General features: G+C 72.6%; 13 protein-coding genes. 8 read left to right on the top strand and 5 right to left on the bottom strand.

Features of this window, described 5'->3' with window-relative positions; all coding sequences use genetic code 11:
• Positions 1–41: 41 nt before the first annotated feature.
• Positions 42–2597: a hypothetical protein gene (locus tag U8525_RS12415; protein ID WP_374265096.1), complete on the bottom strand. Its 2556-nt coding sequence runs from the start codon at positions 2595–2597 to the stop codon at positions 42–44.
• Between the two features lie 255 nt (positions 2598–2852).
• Between U8525_RS12415 and U8525_RS12410 the strand changes: the two genes are divergently transcribed.
• The 4 genes from U8525_RS12410 to U8525_RS12395 all read left to right on the top strand — a co-directional run bounded on the left by U8525_RS12410 (position 2853) and on the right by U8525_RS12395 (position 8520).
• Positions 2853–5657, top strand: coding sequence for a tetratricopeptide repeat protein (locus U8525_RS12410; RefSeq protein WP_374265094.1), 2805 nt, complete (start codon positions 2853–2855; stop codon positions 5655–5657).
• Between the two features lie 134 nt (positions 5658–5791).
• Positions 5792–7054, top strand: a complete 1263-nt coding sequence (locus U8525_RS12405; RefSeq protein WP_374265416.1) for a sigma 54-interacting transcriptional regulator — start codon at positions 5792–5794, stop codon at positions 7052–7054.
• A 58-nt stretch (positions 7055–7112) separates the two neighbouring features.
• A complete protein-coding gene (locus tag U8525_RS12400) occupies positions 7113–8042 on the top strand; it encodes a hypothetical protein (protein WP_374265092.1) in 930 nt (309 codons plus the stop codon).
• A 13-nt stretch (positions 8043–8055) separates the two neighbouring features.
• Positions 8056–8520, top strand: a complete 465-nt coding sequence (locus U8525_RS12395; RefSeq protein ID WP_374265089.1) for a DcrB-related protein — start codon at positions 8056–8058, stop codon at positions 8518–8520.
• A 22-nt stretch (positions 8521–8542) separates the two neighbouring features.
• Here the strand turns inward: U8525_RS12395 and U8525_RS12390 are convergent, their stop codons facing one another.
• From U8525_RS12390 to U8525_RS12380, 3 genes are all read right to left on the bottom strand, one after another.
• Positions 8543–9814: a hypothetical protein gene (locus tag U8525_RS12390; RefSeq protein ID WP_374265086.1), complete on the bottom strand. Its 1272-nt coding sequence runs from the start codon at positions 9812–9814 to the stop codon at positions 8543–8545.
• 25 nt (positions 9815–9839) lie between these two features.
• Positions 9840–10934 (bottom strand): hypothetical protein, encoded by a 1095-nt coding sequence (locus tag U8525_RS12385; RefSeq protein ID WP_374265085.1) that lies wholly within the window; start codon positions 10932–10934, stop codon positions 9840–9842.
• Between the two features lie 217 nt (positions 10935–11151).
• Positions 11152–11421, bottom strand: a complete 270-nt coding sequence (locus U8525_RS12380; RefSeq protein ID WP_120525713.1) for a GlsB/YeaQ/YmgE family stress response membrane protein — start codon at positions 11419–11421, stop codon at positions 11152–11154.
• Between the two features lie 237 nt (positions 11422–11658).
• Between U8525_RS12380 and U8525_RS12375 the strand changes: the two genes are divergently transcribed.
• The 4 genes from U8525_RS12375 to U8525_RS12360 all read left to right on the top strand — a co-directional run bounded on the left by U8525_RS12375 (position 11659) and on the right by U8525_RS12360 (position 14738).
• Positions 11659–12528, top strand: a complete 870-nt coding sequence (locus tag U8525_RS12375) for a JmjC domain-containing protein (protein WP_374265414.1) — start codon at positions 11659–11661, stop codon at positions 12526–12528.
• Between the two features lie 374 nt (positions 12529–12902).
• Positions 12903–13268, top strand: coding sequence for a group 1 truncated hemoglobin (locus U8525_RS12370; protein ID WP_374265083.1), 366 nt, complete (start codon positions 12903–12905; stop codon positions 13266–13268).
• 20 nt (positions 13269–13288) lie between these two features.
• Positions 13289–14284, top strand: a complete 996-nt coding sequence (locus U8525_RS12365; RefSeq protein ID WP_374265081.1) for an FAD-binding oxidoreductase — start codon at positions 13289–13291, stop codon at positions 14282–14284.
• Position 14285: 1 nt separating this feature from the next.
• Complete coding sequence (locus U8525_RS12360; protein WP_374265079.1) at positions 14286–14738, top strand: Rrf2 family transcriptional regulator; 453 nt, start codon at positions 14286–14288, stop codon at positions 14736–14738.
• A 22-nt stretch (positions 14739–14760) separates the two neighbouring features.
• Here the strand turns inward: U8525_RS12360 and U8525_RS12355 are convergent, their stop codons facing one another.
• A complete protein-coding gene (locus U8525_RS12355) occupies positions 14761–15288 on the bottom strand; it encodes a YbhB/YbcL family Raf kinase inhibitor-like protein (RefSeq protein ID WP_374265077.1) in 528 nt (175 codons plus the stop codon).
• Positions 15289–15353: the final 65 nt, after the last annotated feature.

The raw sequence follows: 15353 nt of genomic DNA, 5'->3' as shown, positions 1-15353 counted from the left end.
GGTGGCTCCGATTCCACCGCCGCCTCGCTCCAGGCGTCGCTTCAGTCGATCTGCAGCTCGGCGATCTTGTGCGGCTTGTCGCTGATGAGGTCCATGAGCTTCCCGAAGCCGAAGGTCAGCAGGCCGATGCCCGCGCCCACGGCCATGCCCAGGGGGCCGCCAATCGCGCCCACCGCCACCGCGCCGCCCAGGCTGCCCGCGATGCCGACCGCGCCCTTGGCGATCTGGGCCCCGTCGTTCACCTTCGCGCCGTTGACGATGTCCATCACCCCGCCCGCCGCGCCGCCCACCGCGCCCAGCACGTTGGCCGCGCCGCCCGCCGCCTTGAGCGCGGAGAGCGCCTTGCCCCCCAGGCTCGCCGCCGTGCCGGCCACCTTGCCGATGCCGCCCATGCCCTTCACCGAGTCCAGCACCGTGCGGGTGAGGGCGCCGCCCACCTTCGGATCCGCCAGCGTCTTCGCCCAGGGGATGCTCTTCGCCGCGCTGGCCGTGGAGGCGGTCGTGGTGAGCGCCCCCGCGTTCTTGAAGCCCCGGATGGCGTCCGCGAAGGCCTTGCCGCCCGTGTAGAGGTTCGCCGCGCCGTTGGCCGTGTCCGCCACGCCCTTCACGATGTCCGGCATGTTGTTCTCGCGGATGCCTCGCGAGAGCGTCATCCCGCCCGCCACCACGCCCGCCACGCCGCCCAGCGCGCTCGCGCCGCCCTGCGCCGCGTTCAGGCCCTTGGAGAGGGCGTCCCTGCCCAGGAGCTCCGTCGCCTTCGCCGGCAGCCGGCCCGCGTCCTGGCTCAGCCCCTGGAGGACGGTGAGCGCCTTCGCGCCGCCGCTGTTGGCGAACTGGTTCACCGTGTTCGCGGTGGAGATGGACGCCTGCTCCAGCAGGACGCGGCCGAAGTCGTCGTCCTTGAAGGCCTCCGCGTCGGTGACGTCGCGCAGGTCCGCGCCGTCCTTGCCGGACAGCTGCATCCGCTCGCCGTCCTTGCCCACCTCGTGGAGGCCCTTGCGTCCGTCCGCGTCCGTCACCGTGGTGCGCGAGCCCACCAGCTGCGCGCCCTGGTCCGACAGCAGCGACGTGTCCTCCTTGAGCACGTGCTCCGTCCGGCCGTCCTTCGTGCGCTTCGTCTCCAGCGACTCCTGGAGCTCCAGGCCCGGGTCCGTGGCCCTGCGGCTGCTCTGGTAGTGCTGCTCCAGGTCGGAGCCGTCCGGCTCGCGGCTCCGGGAGTCCAGCTTCTCGATGGAGCCGTCCTGGCCGTAGGTGGTGGTGGACTCGCCGCTCACCGGCACGCGCTTGGAGGAGCCCGCGCTCTCGAAGGTCTTGCCCTCGAACCTCTCCTTCACGGTGCTGCCCTCGCGCGTCTTCTCCGTCTTGAGGGTCGCGTCCGGGTAGCCCTCGATGAAGGTCTGCGAGTCCAGCCGGTCCGCGCCCTTCTGCAGGTCCACCGTCCAGCGCTTCGGCGGGCGGCCATCGCCCGTCTTGTCCGCGTCGTAGTCCTCGCCGCCGTGCTGGGAGTACTCGTCGCGGACCCGGGCCATGTCCTCGAACGTGTGCGGCCCTTCCCCCGCGTACTGCGTGTGGCCGTCCAGGGTGCGGTCCACGTAGGACGTGGCCTTCACGTGGTCCTGGGAGAAGCTCTGCACGCGGCTGTACTGCGGCGGGGCCTGCTTGCCGTCCGCGTCCGGCGCGGGGAGGGAGTACGAGTACGTGTCCGAGCGGTCCACCGGCTTGTCGAAGTCGAACGGGCCCTTGAGCTTGTTGTCGATGCTGCCGCCGCCCTTCTGCTGGTAGTACGAGGTGCGGCTGCCCTCGGCGTTGCCGTTCACCTGCGAGTACGCGTCGGTGTGGAGCCGGTCGCCGTCCTCGTGCTTCTCGACGGAGACCTCGTTGCGCGTGTAGGTCAGCCCCGCGTCGCGCACCTGGGAGATGTCGCCGAAGGACTTGAGGTCCGCCGCCTCGTTCCTGTCGCCCTTCCACTCCGCGCGCTCCACCAGCGTGGCGCCGTCCGCCTTCAGCTCCAGCCGGTCGCGCTTGTTGACGCCGTCCTCATAGGTGGCGCTGTCCATCACCACCGCGCCGTCCTTCTTCGTCGCGACGGAGCGCTCGACGAGCTCCCGCTGGCCGTTGACGCGGGTGAGCTCCACCTCGCTGTCGGACACGCGCTTGACGCTGGCGCCCTCGGGGACCTGCGCCTGGCCGTCCGCCATGGCGAAGAGGCGGTCGGCCTCCTGGGTCGTCTTCTCCCGCAGGGCCTGCTGCGCGTCCGCCGTCTCCTGGCGGCTCTCGCCCACCGTCTTCAGGTCCACCGCCTGCTTCGCCTTGTCCTCGCCGGACACCGTCTGGCGCTCGGGCGGGGCCGCGCCCGTCGCCGCCAGGCCCACGCGCAGCTGGGGGACCGCCGCCGGCTTCGCGTCCACGGCGGCCTTCACCGCGGCGCCCACGCCGGACAGGTCCGGACCCGCGGCCGGCTTCTTCGCGTCGAACCCATCCGCCACCACCGCGGGCGCCTTCGCCTCCACGGGCGCGGCCACGGCCGGCTTCCCGGCGACGGCGGGAGGGCTGACGGGAGACAGCGGCTTCCGGAGGGTGGGGGTGTCGAGGACCATGGGGGACTCCAGGAGGGGAGGGCTGCGAGCACCGCGATGGGCTCCCCCATTGCGGCCCGCATGCCAGCCGCCCGTCCTCCGGCGTCCTCCGGATTCCAGGGGGTTGTGTCCCACCCTGTGCGCGGACCCTGGTGACCGCGCTCCCGGCGCTGATGACTGCCGTCACCAGGCAGGCGGCCTGGGGTGACGCGTCGCGGAAGGATGTTCGGAGCGGGCGAGGGCCGGCGTTACACTCGTGGATCAGGTCAGGGCCCCATGACGAAGAGAGACACCGGAAGGCGAAGCACCAGCACCGGCCCCTCGGATTCCGTGCGCTCCGGCGCGGGGACGGGCCGGGGCTCGGGAGGATATGGAACGGGCCCCCGGCCTCGCCGCGCGGAGGACGTCCCGCCCGTGCCCCAGGTGGGCCGCTACCTGCTCCTGCGCAAGCTGGGGCAGGGCGGCATGGGCGTGGTGTACGCCGCCTACGACCCGGACCTGGACCGCAAGGTCGCCCTCAAGCTGCTGCACCCGAGCGCCAACCGGGACAACGAGGAGGCGCGCTCCCGGCTCCTGCGCGAGGCGCAGGCCATGGCGCGCGTCTCCCATCCCAACGTCATCCCCGTCTTCGACGTGGGCATGTGGGGCGACCAGGTCTTCGTCGCCATGGAGCTGGTGGAGGGCGGCACGCTGGGCTCGTGGCTGAAGGAGGCGAAGCCGTCCTGGCGCGAGGTGCTGGAGCGCTACCTCCAGGCGGGCCGGGGCCTCCAGGCCGCGCACGCGGCGGGGCTGGTGCACCGCGACTTCAAGCCCGCCAACGTGCTGGTGAGCCACGCGGGCCGCGTCTACGTGACGGACTTCGGGCTGGCGCGGCAGGTGGGGGACGCGCCGGAGGCCCCGGCCACGCCGGAGGAGGCCCAGCTGCTGGAGTCCTCGGACCGGCGCATGCTGGACACCACGCTCACGGAGGCGGGCCTGCTGGTGGGCACGCCCAACTACATGTCCCCGGAGCAGTTCCGGGGCACGCAGCTGGACGCGCGCACGGACCAGTTCAGCTTCTGCGCGGCGCTCTACGGCGCGCTCTACGGCACGCGCCCCTTCGACCCGGGCAGCATCAAGGCCTACGCGTCCGCCAGCCGCAGCGCGGAGCTGGAGGCGGACGGCACGCAGTCCCTGGGCGGCACGCAGTCGTTGAACGCCGCGCCGGCCAGGGCCCCCGCCATCGCGCCGCCGCCCGCGCTCATCCGCGAGCCCCCGCGCGACGCGAGGGTGCCCGGCTGGGTGCGGCAGGCGGTGCTGCGCGGGCTGTCGCTGGACGCGGACGCGCGCTTCGCCTCGATGCAGGCCCTGCTGGACGCGCTCTCCCAGGAGCAGCGCCACGGGCAGCGCAAGCGCTGGCTGGGCGCCGCGGGCGCCATGGTCACCTCGCTGGCGGTGGCGGGCGGCGTGGCGTGGCAGCAGTCCCAGGTGTGCGTGGACGCCGGCGCGGGGATGGACGCCGTCTGGACGCCGGACGCGAGGGCGCGGGTGGAGTCCGCCTTCCGCGCCACCGGGAAGCCCTTCGCGGAGGGCATGGCCTCCCGCACCCTCCAGGTGCTGGCGCAGTACGCGGACGCGTGGAAGCACCAGCGCGTCCAGGCCTGCGAGGACGCGCGGGTGAGCGGCGTGAAGCCGGAGGAGCAGCTGGACCGGCAGGTGGTGTGCCTGGAGCGCCGTCGCAAGGACCTGCGCGCCACGGTGGACCTGCTCTCCGGCGCGGACGCGGCCATGGTGGAGAAGGCCGTGGACATGGCCCACGCGCTGCCCGCCCTGCACGAGTGCGAGGACGTGGAGTCGCTGGCCGAGCAGCAGCGCCGCCCCTCCGACCCCGCCCTGCGCGACGCGATCGAGAAGCTGGAGGACCAGCTGTCGGAGGTGCGCGCGCAGGTGGACGCGGGCCGCTACCCGGCGGCGCTCGCGGCGGTGAAGGCGCTGGAGGCGCCGGTGGAGAGGACGGGCTACCTGCCGCTCAAGGCGGAGCTGGGGTTCCACCAGGGCTGGCTCCAGGAGCAGACGGGCCAGTCGCCGGAGGCGTCGCGCCTGTTGTCCCGCGCCGTGTTCGACGCGGAGGCCGGCCGGGCGGACCGGCTGAAGGTCGCCATCCTCAACAAGCTCCTCTACGTGGAGGACGGCCAGAAGCACTACGACCCGGCGGCGAACTGGGGCGAGCTGGCGGAGGCCACCCTCCAGCGCCTGGGCGGCGAGCCCGTGCTGGAGGCCGACGTGAAGGTGAACCAGGCCAACCTCGCCATGTCCCAGGGCCACATGGACGAGGCCCGCAAGCGGCTGGAGGAGGCGAGCGCCCTCTACGACAAGGCGCTGCCCTCGGACCACCCCAAGCGCGCCCGGGCGCTCTTCCTCCTGGGGCGGCTGGTGCTGGGCACCGGCGACGCGAAGCAGGCGGTGCCGCTCCTGGAGACGGCGCTCGCGAGGACCGAGGCGGCGGTGGGCCCGGTGCACCCGGACACGGCCCGCCGGCACGGCATGCTGTCCCTGGCCCTGCGCGAGGCCGGGCAGCCCGAGCGCGCCCTGCCGCACGCCCAGGCGGTGGTGGACCTCTACAAGGCCCTCCACGGCGACAGGAGCCCCCAGGTGGCGGAGGCGCTGGACGAGCTGGGCATGTGCCAGCTGGGGATGAAGCGCTACGACGACGCGCTGAAGACCTACGAGCAGGCCGTGGCCCTCAAGCGCGAGCTGCTGCCCGAGGGCGACGAGGGCCTCCAGCCCTCCTACGACGGCGTGGGCCAGGCGCTGCTGGGGCTGGGCCGGGCGCGCGACTCCGTGGCGCCGCTGCAGCTGGCGGTGTCCTTCGCGTCCGCGCCCCCGGATGCGCTGGCCGAGTCCGGCTTCGCGCTGGCGCGGGCGCTGTACCAGACGGGCCAGTCGCCGGAGGCCCGGGGCGAGGCCACCCGCGCCCGGGAGCGCTTCAGCGAGTCCGGCCTGGACGAGCGCGTGGGCGAGGTGGACGCGTGGCTGGAGACCCTGCCCATGGAGTACCCCCGCCCGCCCGCCCGCAAGCCGCCTCGCGGTCGTCGCAGGTAGGAGACACGCGCGGCTGCTGGCGGTGATGGCGGGGCGTGCTACCGTCCCGCCCCGTGTCGCTGCCGCCAGACGAGGACGAGGCGCTCCTGGATGCCACGGCCACCCTGAACCGGGGTCGGGCGGGACAGGTGCGGATGTTGCTCCGGGTGCTTTCCGGCGCGGATGCCGGCAAGTCACACCCGCTCAAGCAGGGGACGTACACCGTGGGCAAGAACCCCACGTGTGACATCGTCCTCTTGGACAAGGCCGTCTCCCGCCAGCACCTGAAGCTGGAGGTGCACGACGAGCACGTCGTCGCCACGGACCTGGGCTCGCACAACGGCTCGTTCGTGGAGGGCCTGCGCTTCACCTCCATGGAGCTGCGCCCCGGCAGCGTCATCACCCTGGGCGCCACCGAGCTGAAGCTGGTGCCGGAGGACTCGCGCGAGCGCTCGCTGCCCCTGTCCTCGCGCGACCGCTTCGGCGCGCTCGTGGGCCAGAGCCGCAAGATGCGCGAGGCCTTCACCGTGCTGGAGCGCCTGGCGCCCGGCGGCGCGGACGTGCTCATCCACGGCGAGACGGGCACCGGCAAGGACCTGTGCGCGGAGGCCATCCACCAGCAGAGCCCGCGCGCCAAGGGCCCCTTCGTCATCGTGGACCTGGCGGGCGTGCCCTCCACCCTCATCGAGTCCGAGCTCTTCGGCCACGTGAAGGGCTCCTTCACCGGCGCCCAGGGCGACCGCGCCGGCGCCTTCGAGCGCGCCCAGAACGGCACCGTCTTCCTGGACGAGATCGGCGAGCTGCCCCTGGAGCTCCAGCCGCGCCTGCTGCGCGTGCTGGAGCGCCGGCAGGTGAAGCGCGTGGGCGGCAACGACTACTTCACGGTGAACGTGCGCGTGGTGGCCGCCTCGCACGTGAACCTGGAGCAGGCCGTCAACCAGGGGAAGTTCCGCCGCGACCTCTTCCACCGGCTCGCCGTGCTGCGCGTGACGCTGCCCGCGCTGCGCGAGCGCCCGGAGGACATCCCGCTGCTCATCGACCACATGCTCAAGCAGATGGGCCGGCCGCCCGGCGCGCTGTCGGACCAGACCCGCGCCCTGCTCATGCAGTACCCCTGGCCCGGCAACGTGCGCGAGCTGCGCAACGTGGTGGAGCAGGTCGTCAACCTGGGCGAGGAGGCCCTGCCGGACCTGGAGGCGCCCCCGGGCGCGGACGGCCGCAAGGGTCCGGATCTGGACCTGCCCTTCAAGGAAGCAAAAGAACACCTCATCGAAGTGTTCGAACGTGACTACCTGAAGAACCTCATCGAGCGCTGCGAAGGCAACATTTCCAGGGCTTCCCGCGAAGCTGATATCGACCGTGTCTATCTCCGGAAGCTCCTGCGCAAGCACGGGCTGGATCCCTCCGGGGAGCCTTAACACGGGGCGGCATCACAGGTAGGATGACATCCCCCTCCCCCCCTCCGGAGCCACGACCGTGAGCGTGAACCTTTCCAACGTTCTTCGAAACTTCCAGCACCTGGCGCAGGTGCAGCCGTCCTCCCAGCCGCAGCAGACCGCTCAGCAGGTGGGGCTGCCGGAGGCGAAGGTCGTCTCGCAGGTGGAGAGCGCGCCCACCGCCGTGCAGGCGGAGCAGGCCACGGACGCCTTCGCGGCGGAGCAGGCGGTCGACCCGGAGTGGGCGAGCCGCTTCCAGCCCGTCGCGGGCGCGTCGGCGGAGGACCTGGGCGTCGACGGGACGCTCGCGAGCGCGCCCAAGGCCCCGGAGCTGGGCGGCTGGGACGCCGCGGGCGCGGACCCGGACGTGGTCCAGCAGACCAACCAGAACAACTGCGGCGCCGCGGTGGCGGTGATGCTGGGCAACGAGCTCGGCAACAGCAAGACCCAGCCCGCGTCCACCAAGGAGAAGATGGACGCGCTGGAGTCGCGCTTCACGCAGGGCCAGGGCACGTCGCCGCATGAGCTGTCCAACATGCTGGCGAACCAGGGCGTGAAGGTGACGCAGACGTCGTCCCAGCTGGACACCAAGGCCCTGGACGAAGCGCTCGCCCGCGGTGGCAAGGGCGCGGTGATGGTGGACTCCAGCCTGGTGGACCCCACGACGAAGCCGGGCGAGACGGGCCGCGCGCACTGGGTCTCCGTCGAGGGCAAGGACGACCAGGGCCGCTACCTCATCAAGGACCCCAGCACCGGCTCCGAGATCCCGGTGGACGCGCAGCGGCTCGCGGACTCCATGGAGATCAGCTGGAACCAGCACCAGGGCGGCGGGCAGATGATCGTCGAGAGCGCCCAGGGCATGTCCGAGGCCCAGGCCGCGCAGGAGGGCGGGCTGAAGGCCGTCACGCTCGGCAACACGGACGGCGGCGGCTCGCGCGCCATGGCCAACTTCGGCCGCGAGTCCTCATAGGGGCTGACGCCGCATGGCGCCCCGCTCCATCCGCCACGGTCCCCTGCGCGTCTCGCTGCCCGCCGGCTGGTTCGACGCCAGCCAGGTCGTGGCGGTGGGGCCGGAGGAGGCGGGCTTCCGCGCGAACCTCGTGGTGTCGCTGGAGCCCGCGGTCCCCGGTGAGTCCTTGGAGCGCTTCGCCGCGCGCATGCTGGAGGGCGTGCGCACGGCGGAGGCCTTCCACCCGGTGTCGGAGCGCAAGGCCACCTTCGGCGCCAACCCCGGCCTGCTGCGCGAGTACACCTTCCGGCTGCGGTCGCTGGCGCTCGCGCAGCTCCAGTTCTACGTGCTGCGCGAAGAGGTGGCCTTCACCTTCACGTACACGCAGCTGGCGCACCGGCTGGAGGCGACGCGCGCCGACGCCGAGTCGCTGCTCGCGTCCGTGACGTTGGAGCCGACGGCGGAGCTGGCGCTGCGGCCCGCCGTCTTCCGCGCCTGACCCAGGGAGCGCGCGGTCCCCTTCAGACGACGAGGTGCTGCACGGCCTGGAGCCGCAGGAGCTGGCGCGCCAGGGCCTGCACCTGCTCCACCTCCTGCTGGCCCATCACCTTGCGCAGCGCGAGCTTCATGTCCGTGGAGGCGCGCAGGAGCAGCGCGCGCAGCTGGGCGTTGCTGAGCAGCGGGTTGAGCTGGCGCAGGTGGCCCACCAGCGCGCCCAGCTGGGGCAGCGTGAGGCCCGCCACCATCACCTGCGTCGCGGTGCCCTCGTCCGGGCTCTGGCCGACGGCCAGCATCCAGGGGGCCAGGAGCACGGAGCGGGTGAAGTCCTTGTCGCAGGGCAGGCCCAGCCGCGCGCACTCCCCCACCACGGGGCCGGTGTCGTGGCCCGCGACGATGGGCTGGATGCGGGCGGACTCGTACTTCTGGAGGACGGCCTCGTACAGCTTGCGGGCCTCCACGCCCTGGGGCGTGCGGGGGAACTCCGCGAAGGCCAGGCCAATCTCCGAGCGCAGCGTGCCCAAGAGCGTGGCGTCGTCCACCGAGCCGGGCTCGCCCAGCACCTGGGCCAGGTAGGCCCGGTCCTCGGGGACCGCGTTCGCGGACGTCCACCACTCGAAGGTGACGGTGCTCACGCTCAGCACCACCGGCAGGGTGACGACGCCCTGGCGGCCGGCGTTGGGGAGGAAGGCGCTCATCTTCCCCTCCACCTCCGTGAGGCCGCGGTGGAGCCGGTTGAGGACGGCGATGCGCAGCTTCGCGCGGCCCTCCAGCGCCAGCTTCGCGGCGTCCGACGACTGGCCGTCCGCCGCGGTGCGCTCGCGGGAGGAGTCCGACGCGGCGGGCTGGCGCGCGAGCTGCGGCGGCACGCCCACCTGCGGCGCCACCGGCGGTGGCGGCTGGGGGAGCGCCGGCGCCGTCTGGGGCGTCTGGGCCGCGAGCGCGGGGGGCTGCTCCAGGGTGCTCAGGGGGGCGGCGCCGGTCGACGTGCCGGGCTCCATCCCCGCCTGCTGCTGGGCGGCCCCGGCGCCGCCGCCTTCATTGCGCTCCGTCCCGCCGGAGCGCCCGAAGTCCATGCCGTCCTGGGGGCCTGACTGCTCCAGGCCCCCCTTGGCGGAGGCTCCCTTCGCGGAGCCTCCCTTGACCGCGACGCCTCCCTTTCCGGTGCCGCCCTTCCCGGTGGCCTTGCCCGATGACTTGCCTTCACCGGACTGCGCCTTCTCCTCCTTCTCCTGCGCGGGGCTCTGCAGGGGCAGGCCCGGGCGGGGGAGACCAGACGGGAGGCGGACACTCATGGATGGGGGCCTCGGGTGAGGGGAATCAGGCTAGGTCCTTCAGGTGGACGACGAGGTTGCTGGTGTTGCTGCCCAGCGTGCTCGCGTCATCCGTGGGGATGACGTAGCCCTGATCCGCGCCCACGTGCTTGCGGAAGAAGTCTACCACTTCCGGATCCTGCACGTTGGAGGTGGTGCTCTTCTTGATGCCGTACGCCGAGCCGTCCGCTCCCTTGGCCTTCACGGAGTCCGGCGCGGAGTCGAGCAGGTTCTCCATCGTGCCCGACAGGCGGCCGCCGCCGTCCGGCTGGATGGTCATGGCGGTGTTGTGGCCCTCGATGTAGCTGACGTCGTAGTAGGTGTTCCCGAACCCGCCGTCGAACTTCACTTCACCGAGCGTCGCGTTCTTGCCGTCGCCGTTGTCGCTGCGGAAGTTGCCGGACCAGTTGTCCGGGAACTGCACCGTCTTGCTCTCACCGGGCTTCAGCGTGACGGAGTCGATGGCCTTCTCGCCCGCGTTGGGGGTGAAGTTCACCGTCATCGGCTTGTCGCCGTCGTTGTTGAGGGTGATGGTGTTCTTGCCCTTCGCCGCGCCCTGGGCGCCCACCGACTGGGGACCGGAGACCGGCGCCTCCTGCTTGGGGGCCGCCGGGGCCGGGGCGCCCTGCGCCGCGGGAGCGGCGGCGTCAGCGGCGGCCGGGGCCGCGGCCTGCTCGACGGCGGGGGCCTGCTGCGCGCCACTGGCGCCCGCGCCCGTCGCAGCACCCGCGCCCGTCGCAGCACCCGCGCCCGCGTTGCCCGCCGCGCCGGTGCCGCCCGCCGCGCCCTCGATGCCAGGAGCGGCGCCCTGCTGCGCGCCGGCGCCGTTCATCCCGCCGAGCATGTCCACCAACTGCTTCAGCATCTGGACCATCTCGGCCAGCTGCGCCATGGGGTTGGCCGCCTTGCCCACGCCCGCCGCGCCGTCGAAGCCATCCGCCTGGAACATCCCCTGGAGCGAACCCGGGCCGTTCTTGCCCTTCACCGCGTCCGCCGTCACCGCCGAGGGGCGCGCCACCGCGCTGGAGAGCTCCGGAGCGGACGTGCGGGGCGAGAAGGAGGAGCTGGCAACGGACGACTTCGACAGGGGGGAGAGCGCCATGGCGGGGTTCCTCGAGGTTGGATGGGCCGGCGGGTCAGCCGGCCGGTTCAGCGATGCAGGGGGCTAGAGCACGGCGCGTGCCATGCCCCCTGCATCGTCCAAGTCCTCGGAATGACTGGCGGCAGCGCCACCAGCGCGCCCACAAAGGGCCGCCGCCCTGATGACTGCCGTCAGGCCCCTGGTGTCTGGCGTCATCAGGCGCGGCGGGGCCCCAGGCTCAGACCCTTCGGACCGTGCTCGAGTGGATGAGCCGGAGTATCAGCAGCAGCACCACCGCTCCGATGAACGCCACGAAGATGGTGCCCGCGAGTCCGCCGAACGGGGCCCCCGTGCCGAGCGCCCGGAGGATGAAGCCTCCCAGGAACGCGCCCACCACGCCCACGACGATGTCGCCAATCAGGCCGTAGCCACCGCCGACCACCGCGGACGCGAGCCATCCGGCGATGAGGCCAATCACCGCCCACAACAGGATTGCTTCCAGCGCCATGTCTTCTCCTCCCGTCGAGGTGAGGGTTGAAACATGGGCATGATTCCCGACCACGCCCGCCCCACCCCGGAGGGCGACAGCAGGGCGGGCAGGCGGCCTGCGCCGGCCAGCGGGGAGCGGGGCAGAATGCCCCATGAGGCCACGGGGCAGAAACGCCCCATTTTGACGGCTGCGCCAGCGCTCTGGTGCCATGGGGGCTCACCTGTCGCCACGTGCGGCAAGGAGCTCCCAGCCGTGATGCGCATCTTCGAGTCCGTCGGGTCGCCGTTGCAGTTCGACCGTGAGTCCTTCCGGTGCCGCCACACGCTCCTGGGGCATCCCGCGCTGGAGCTGGAGAACCTGGCGGGCGTGGTGCAGCGGCTGCCCTCGGAGAACGTGTTCTTCAGCTCCGGCCTGCTGCCCAAGGACGCGGACTTCGACCGCGCGCACGTGGACTACCGCACCGGCCTGTCGCTGAAGGACACCGTGGAGAACATGATGACGAGCAGCTCGTACATCATGCTGCGCGCGCCGGAGCAGGACCCCAGCTTCCACGAGCTGTACCGCGCGCTCCTGTCGGAGGTGGAGGACCTGATGCGCGCGCAGGGCGTGGGCACGCGCGCCGTGGATCCGATGCTCTACCTCTTCATCGCGTCCCCCGGCAGCGTCACGCCCTTCCACCTGGATCGCTACTCCACGCTGCTGATGCAGTTCCGGGGGAGCAAGGCGGTGCACGTCTCCAAGGCGTGGGACGAGCAGGTGGTCCCCGCGCCGGAGCTGGAGTCCTTCGTCGCGCGCTCCGGCTCCAAGGTGAGCTATCGCGAGACCTTCGACGCGACGGCGACGCGCTACGCCTTCGGGCCCGGGGACGCGCTGCACATCCCCTTCGTGGCGCCGCACTACGTGAAGAACGGCACGGAGGATGTCTCCGTGTCGCTGTCCATCATCTTCAACACCCGCGAGACGGCCCGGCACCTGCGCGCGCTGCGCGCCAACCACGTGCTGCGCAAGCACCTGGGGCCCCTGGGGTACCGCCCCACGCCGGTGAACCGCTCCCTGGCCCTGGACCACATGAAGAGCGGCATGGAGCGCGTGGTGCGCCGCGCGCGGAGCCTGCTGCCCGCCTGATGGCTCACGTCCACGGGCAGGGCGTAGACCTCCCGTCCCACGTGCGGCCGCGAGGGGACGCCGTCCGCGTCGAAGAGGCGGAGGAGTCCTTGAGGCGGGGCGCCGTCCCCCAGCGGCGCGGGCACGACGGCGCCCGGTGGCGACTCCAGCTCCACGGAGGGCCCGCTGCGAGGCCGGTGGCGCTCCTCGTGAGGCCACGGCCCGCGCCCGCCAGGCGGGTGCGCCACGGCCCACCAGGACGTCGCGCATGAGGCGATGGCACATGCGCGAGAAGTTATCCCGATGTGCCGCGCCCCGGCGTGTTGACGGGTCGCTCGTAAAAGATGCATTGAGAATGCATCTTTTGGGGCGTGGGCCCAGAAGGGAGCGAGGTCATGGCGAGCGTGTACGAGCAGATCGGTGGAGCGCCGGCGATGGCGGCGGCGGTGGAGGTCTTCTACCGGAAGGTGCTGGGCGACGACCGCATCAGCCACTTCTTCGAGGACGTGGACATGGAGCGCCAGTCGGCGAAGCAGAAGGCGTTCCTGACGATGGTGTGCGGAGGGCCGTCGGCCTACTCGGGCAAGGACATGCGCGCGGGGCACAAGCACCTGGTGGAGCGCGGGCTGAACGCGTCGCACTTCGACGCGGTGGTGGGGCACCTGAAGGAGACGCTGGAGGAACTGGGCGTGCCCGCGGCGCTGGTGGGGCAGGTGCTGACCATCGCCGAGAGCGCGCGGGCGGACGTCCTGAATCGCTGAAGCGACACTGGAGGCACGTCATGGCGAAGGTACGGCATGAAGCCGAGTGGTATCCGCTGGAGCCCGGCGAGACGGTGCTGGACGGCCTGCTGCGCCAGGGCGTGCAAGTGCCGCACGCGTGCCGGGCGGGGGCCTGCCAGTCCTGTCTGATGCGGGCCGTGTCGGGCCCGGTGCCGGAAGCGGCGCAGGTGGGGCTCAAGGACACGCTGCGCGCGCGCGGCTACTTCCTCGCGTGCACGTGCCGGCCCCAGGAGGGCGTGGCGCTGGAGGTGGCGGGGGCGTCGGAGCTGCGCGTCCCCGCGCGCGTGGTGGCCACGGAGGCGCTCAGCGGCGACGTGTCCGCGGTGCGGCTGGAGGTGGAGGCGCCGCTCGACTACCGGGCGGGGCAGTACGTCACGGTGGTGCGCGAGGACGGGCTCGCGCGCAGCTACTCGCTGGCGAGCCTGCCTCGCGAGGGCCAGCTGGAGCTGCACGTCCGGCTCGTGCCGGGGGGCGCCATGAGCGGCTGGCTCGTCCGCGACGTCCGGCCCGGCGCGCGGGTGCACGTGCAGGGGCCGGCCGGGGATTGTTTCTACGTCCCCGGCCAGCCGGAGTCGCCGCTGCTGCTGGCGGGGACGGGCACGGGGCTCGCGCCGCTGTACGGAATCCTGCGGGACGCGCTGGAGTCGGGGCACGCCGGGCCCATCCACCTGTTCCACGGCGCGCTGGAGCCGGGCGGGCTGTACCACGTGGGCGCGCTCCGGGCCCTGGCGGCGCGCCACCCGAACCTCCACTACCGCCCCGTCGTGCTGGCGGGAGGCGGCGGGGACGTGGAGGAGGGGGCGCTGGAGGCGAAGGTGCTCACCTGCCTCCCCAAGCGGCCCGTGGGCTGGCGAGCGTTCCTCTGCGGCAATCCCGAAGCGGTGCTATCCCTGCGCAAGAAGCTCTTTCTCGCGGGGTTCTCGCTGAAGGACATCCACGCGGATGCCTTCCTGCCGAGCACGTCGAGAGGAGGGCCTGTCGCCGGAGCCGCCTGATTTGCGCCTGACCCTTCACGCCGACTATTCGCTGCGCGTCCTCATGTACCTGGCGGTGCGTCCGGGGCGGCCTGCGTCCACGCAGGAGATCGCGGACTCCTACGGCATCTCCAAGCACCACCTGGTGCGCGTGGTGCAGACGCTGGCGCAGCAGGGCGACGTGGAGGTGAGGCCGGGGCGCTCGGGCGGCGTGTTGCTGGGCCGGCCCCCGGCGGACATCCGGCTGGGCCGCGTGGTGCGCGCGGCCGAGCCGGACTTCCACCTGGTGGAGTGCTTCGACCGCGAGCGCAACACCTGCCCCATCGCGCCGGCCTGCGGCCTCCAGGGCGTGCTGGCGGAGGCGCGGAACGCGTTCCTCGCCACGCTGGACCGGTACACGCTGGAGGACCTGCTGCGCCGCTCCAAGCCCGGCCTGTCGGACCTGCTGCTGACGCCGGCCGCGCCGGAGGGGTGAGCCTCCGGCGCGACGGCGTGGCTCACCGCCCGTAGGTGCCCACGAGCGTGGCGCGCGCGAGCGTGTGGGTGAAGAGGTTGAAGCCCAGCAGCGCGGGTGAGGCGTCCTTCGGGATGTCGAGCGACTCCACGTCCACGGCGTGCACGACGATGAAGTAGCGGTGCGCGCCATGTCCCGGTGGCGGCGCGGCGCCGACGAAGCCAGGGGTGCCGCCGTCGTTGCGGAGCTGGAAGGCGCCCGAGGGCAGCTGCTCGCCGTCCGGCGAGCCCGCGCCCGGGGGCAGGCTGGTGGTGGTGCGGGGCAGGTTGACCACCGCCCAGTGCCAGAAGCCGCTCGCGGTGGGCGCGTCCGGGTCGTAGACCGTGACGGCGAAGCTCTTCGTGTCCTCCGGGAAGCCGCTCCACGCCAGCTGCGGCGACACGTCCTGGCCGCCCGCGCCGAAGATGCCGCTGAGCTGCGCGGTGGCCAGCGTCTGTCCATCGCGCACGTCGGTGCTGGTGACGGTGAACGAAGGCACCCGGGGGAGAGCGTCGTAGGGGTTGGTCTTCATGAGGGGCTCCGGTGAGAGGGAGGGCGGGAGGCTAACGCCCTGCTCCCCGAGCGGGCGTGTTTTCG

Origin of the sequence: Corallococcus sp. RDP092CA (assembly GCF_041903675.1) — a bacterium.
Lineage (GTDB): Bacteria > Myxococcota > Myxococcia > Myxococcales > Myxococcaceae > Corallococcus.
The sequence above is the reverse complement of the archived record's forward strand: the minus strand, read 5'-3'. Positions and strand labels throughout refer to the sequence as shown.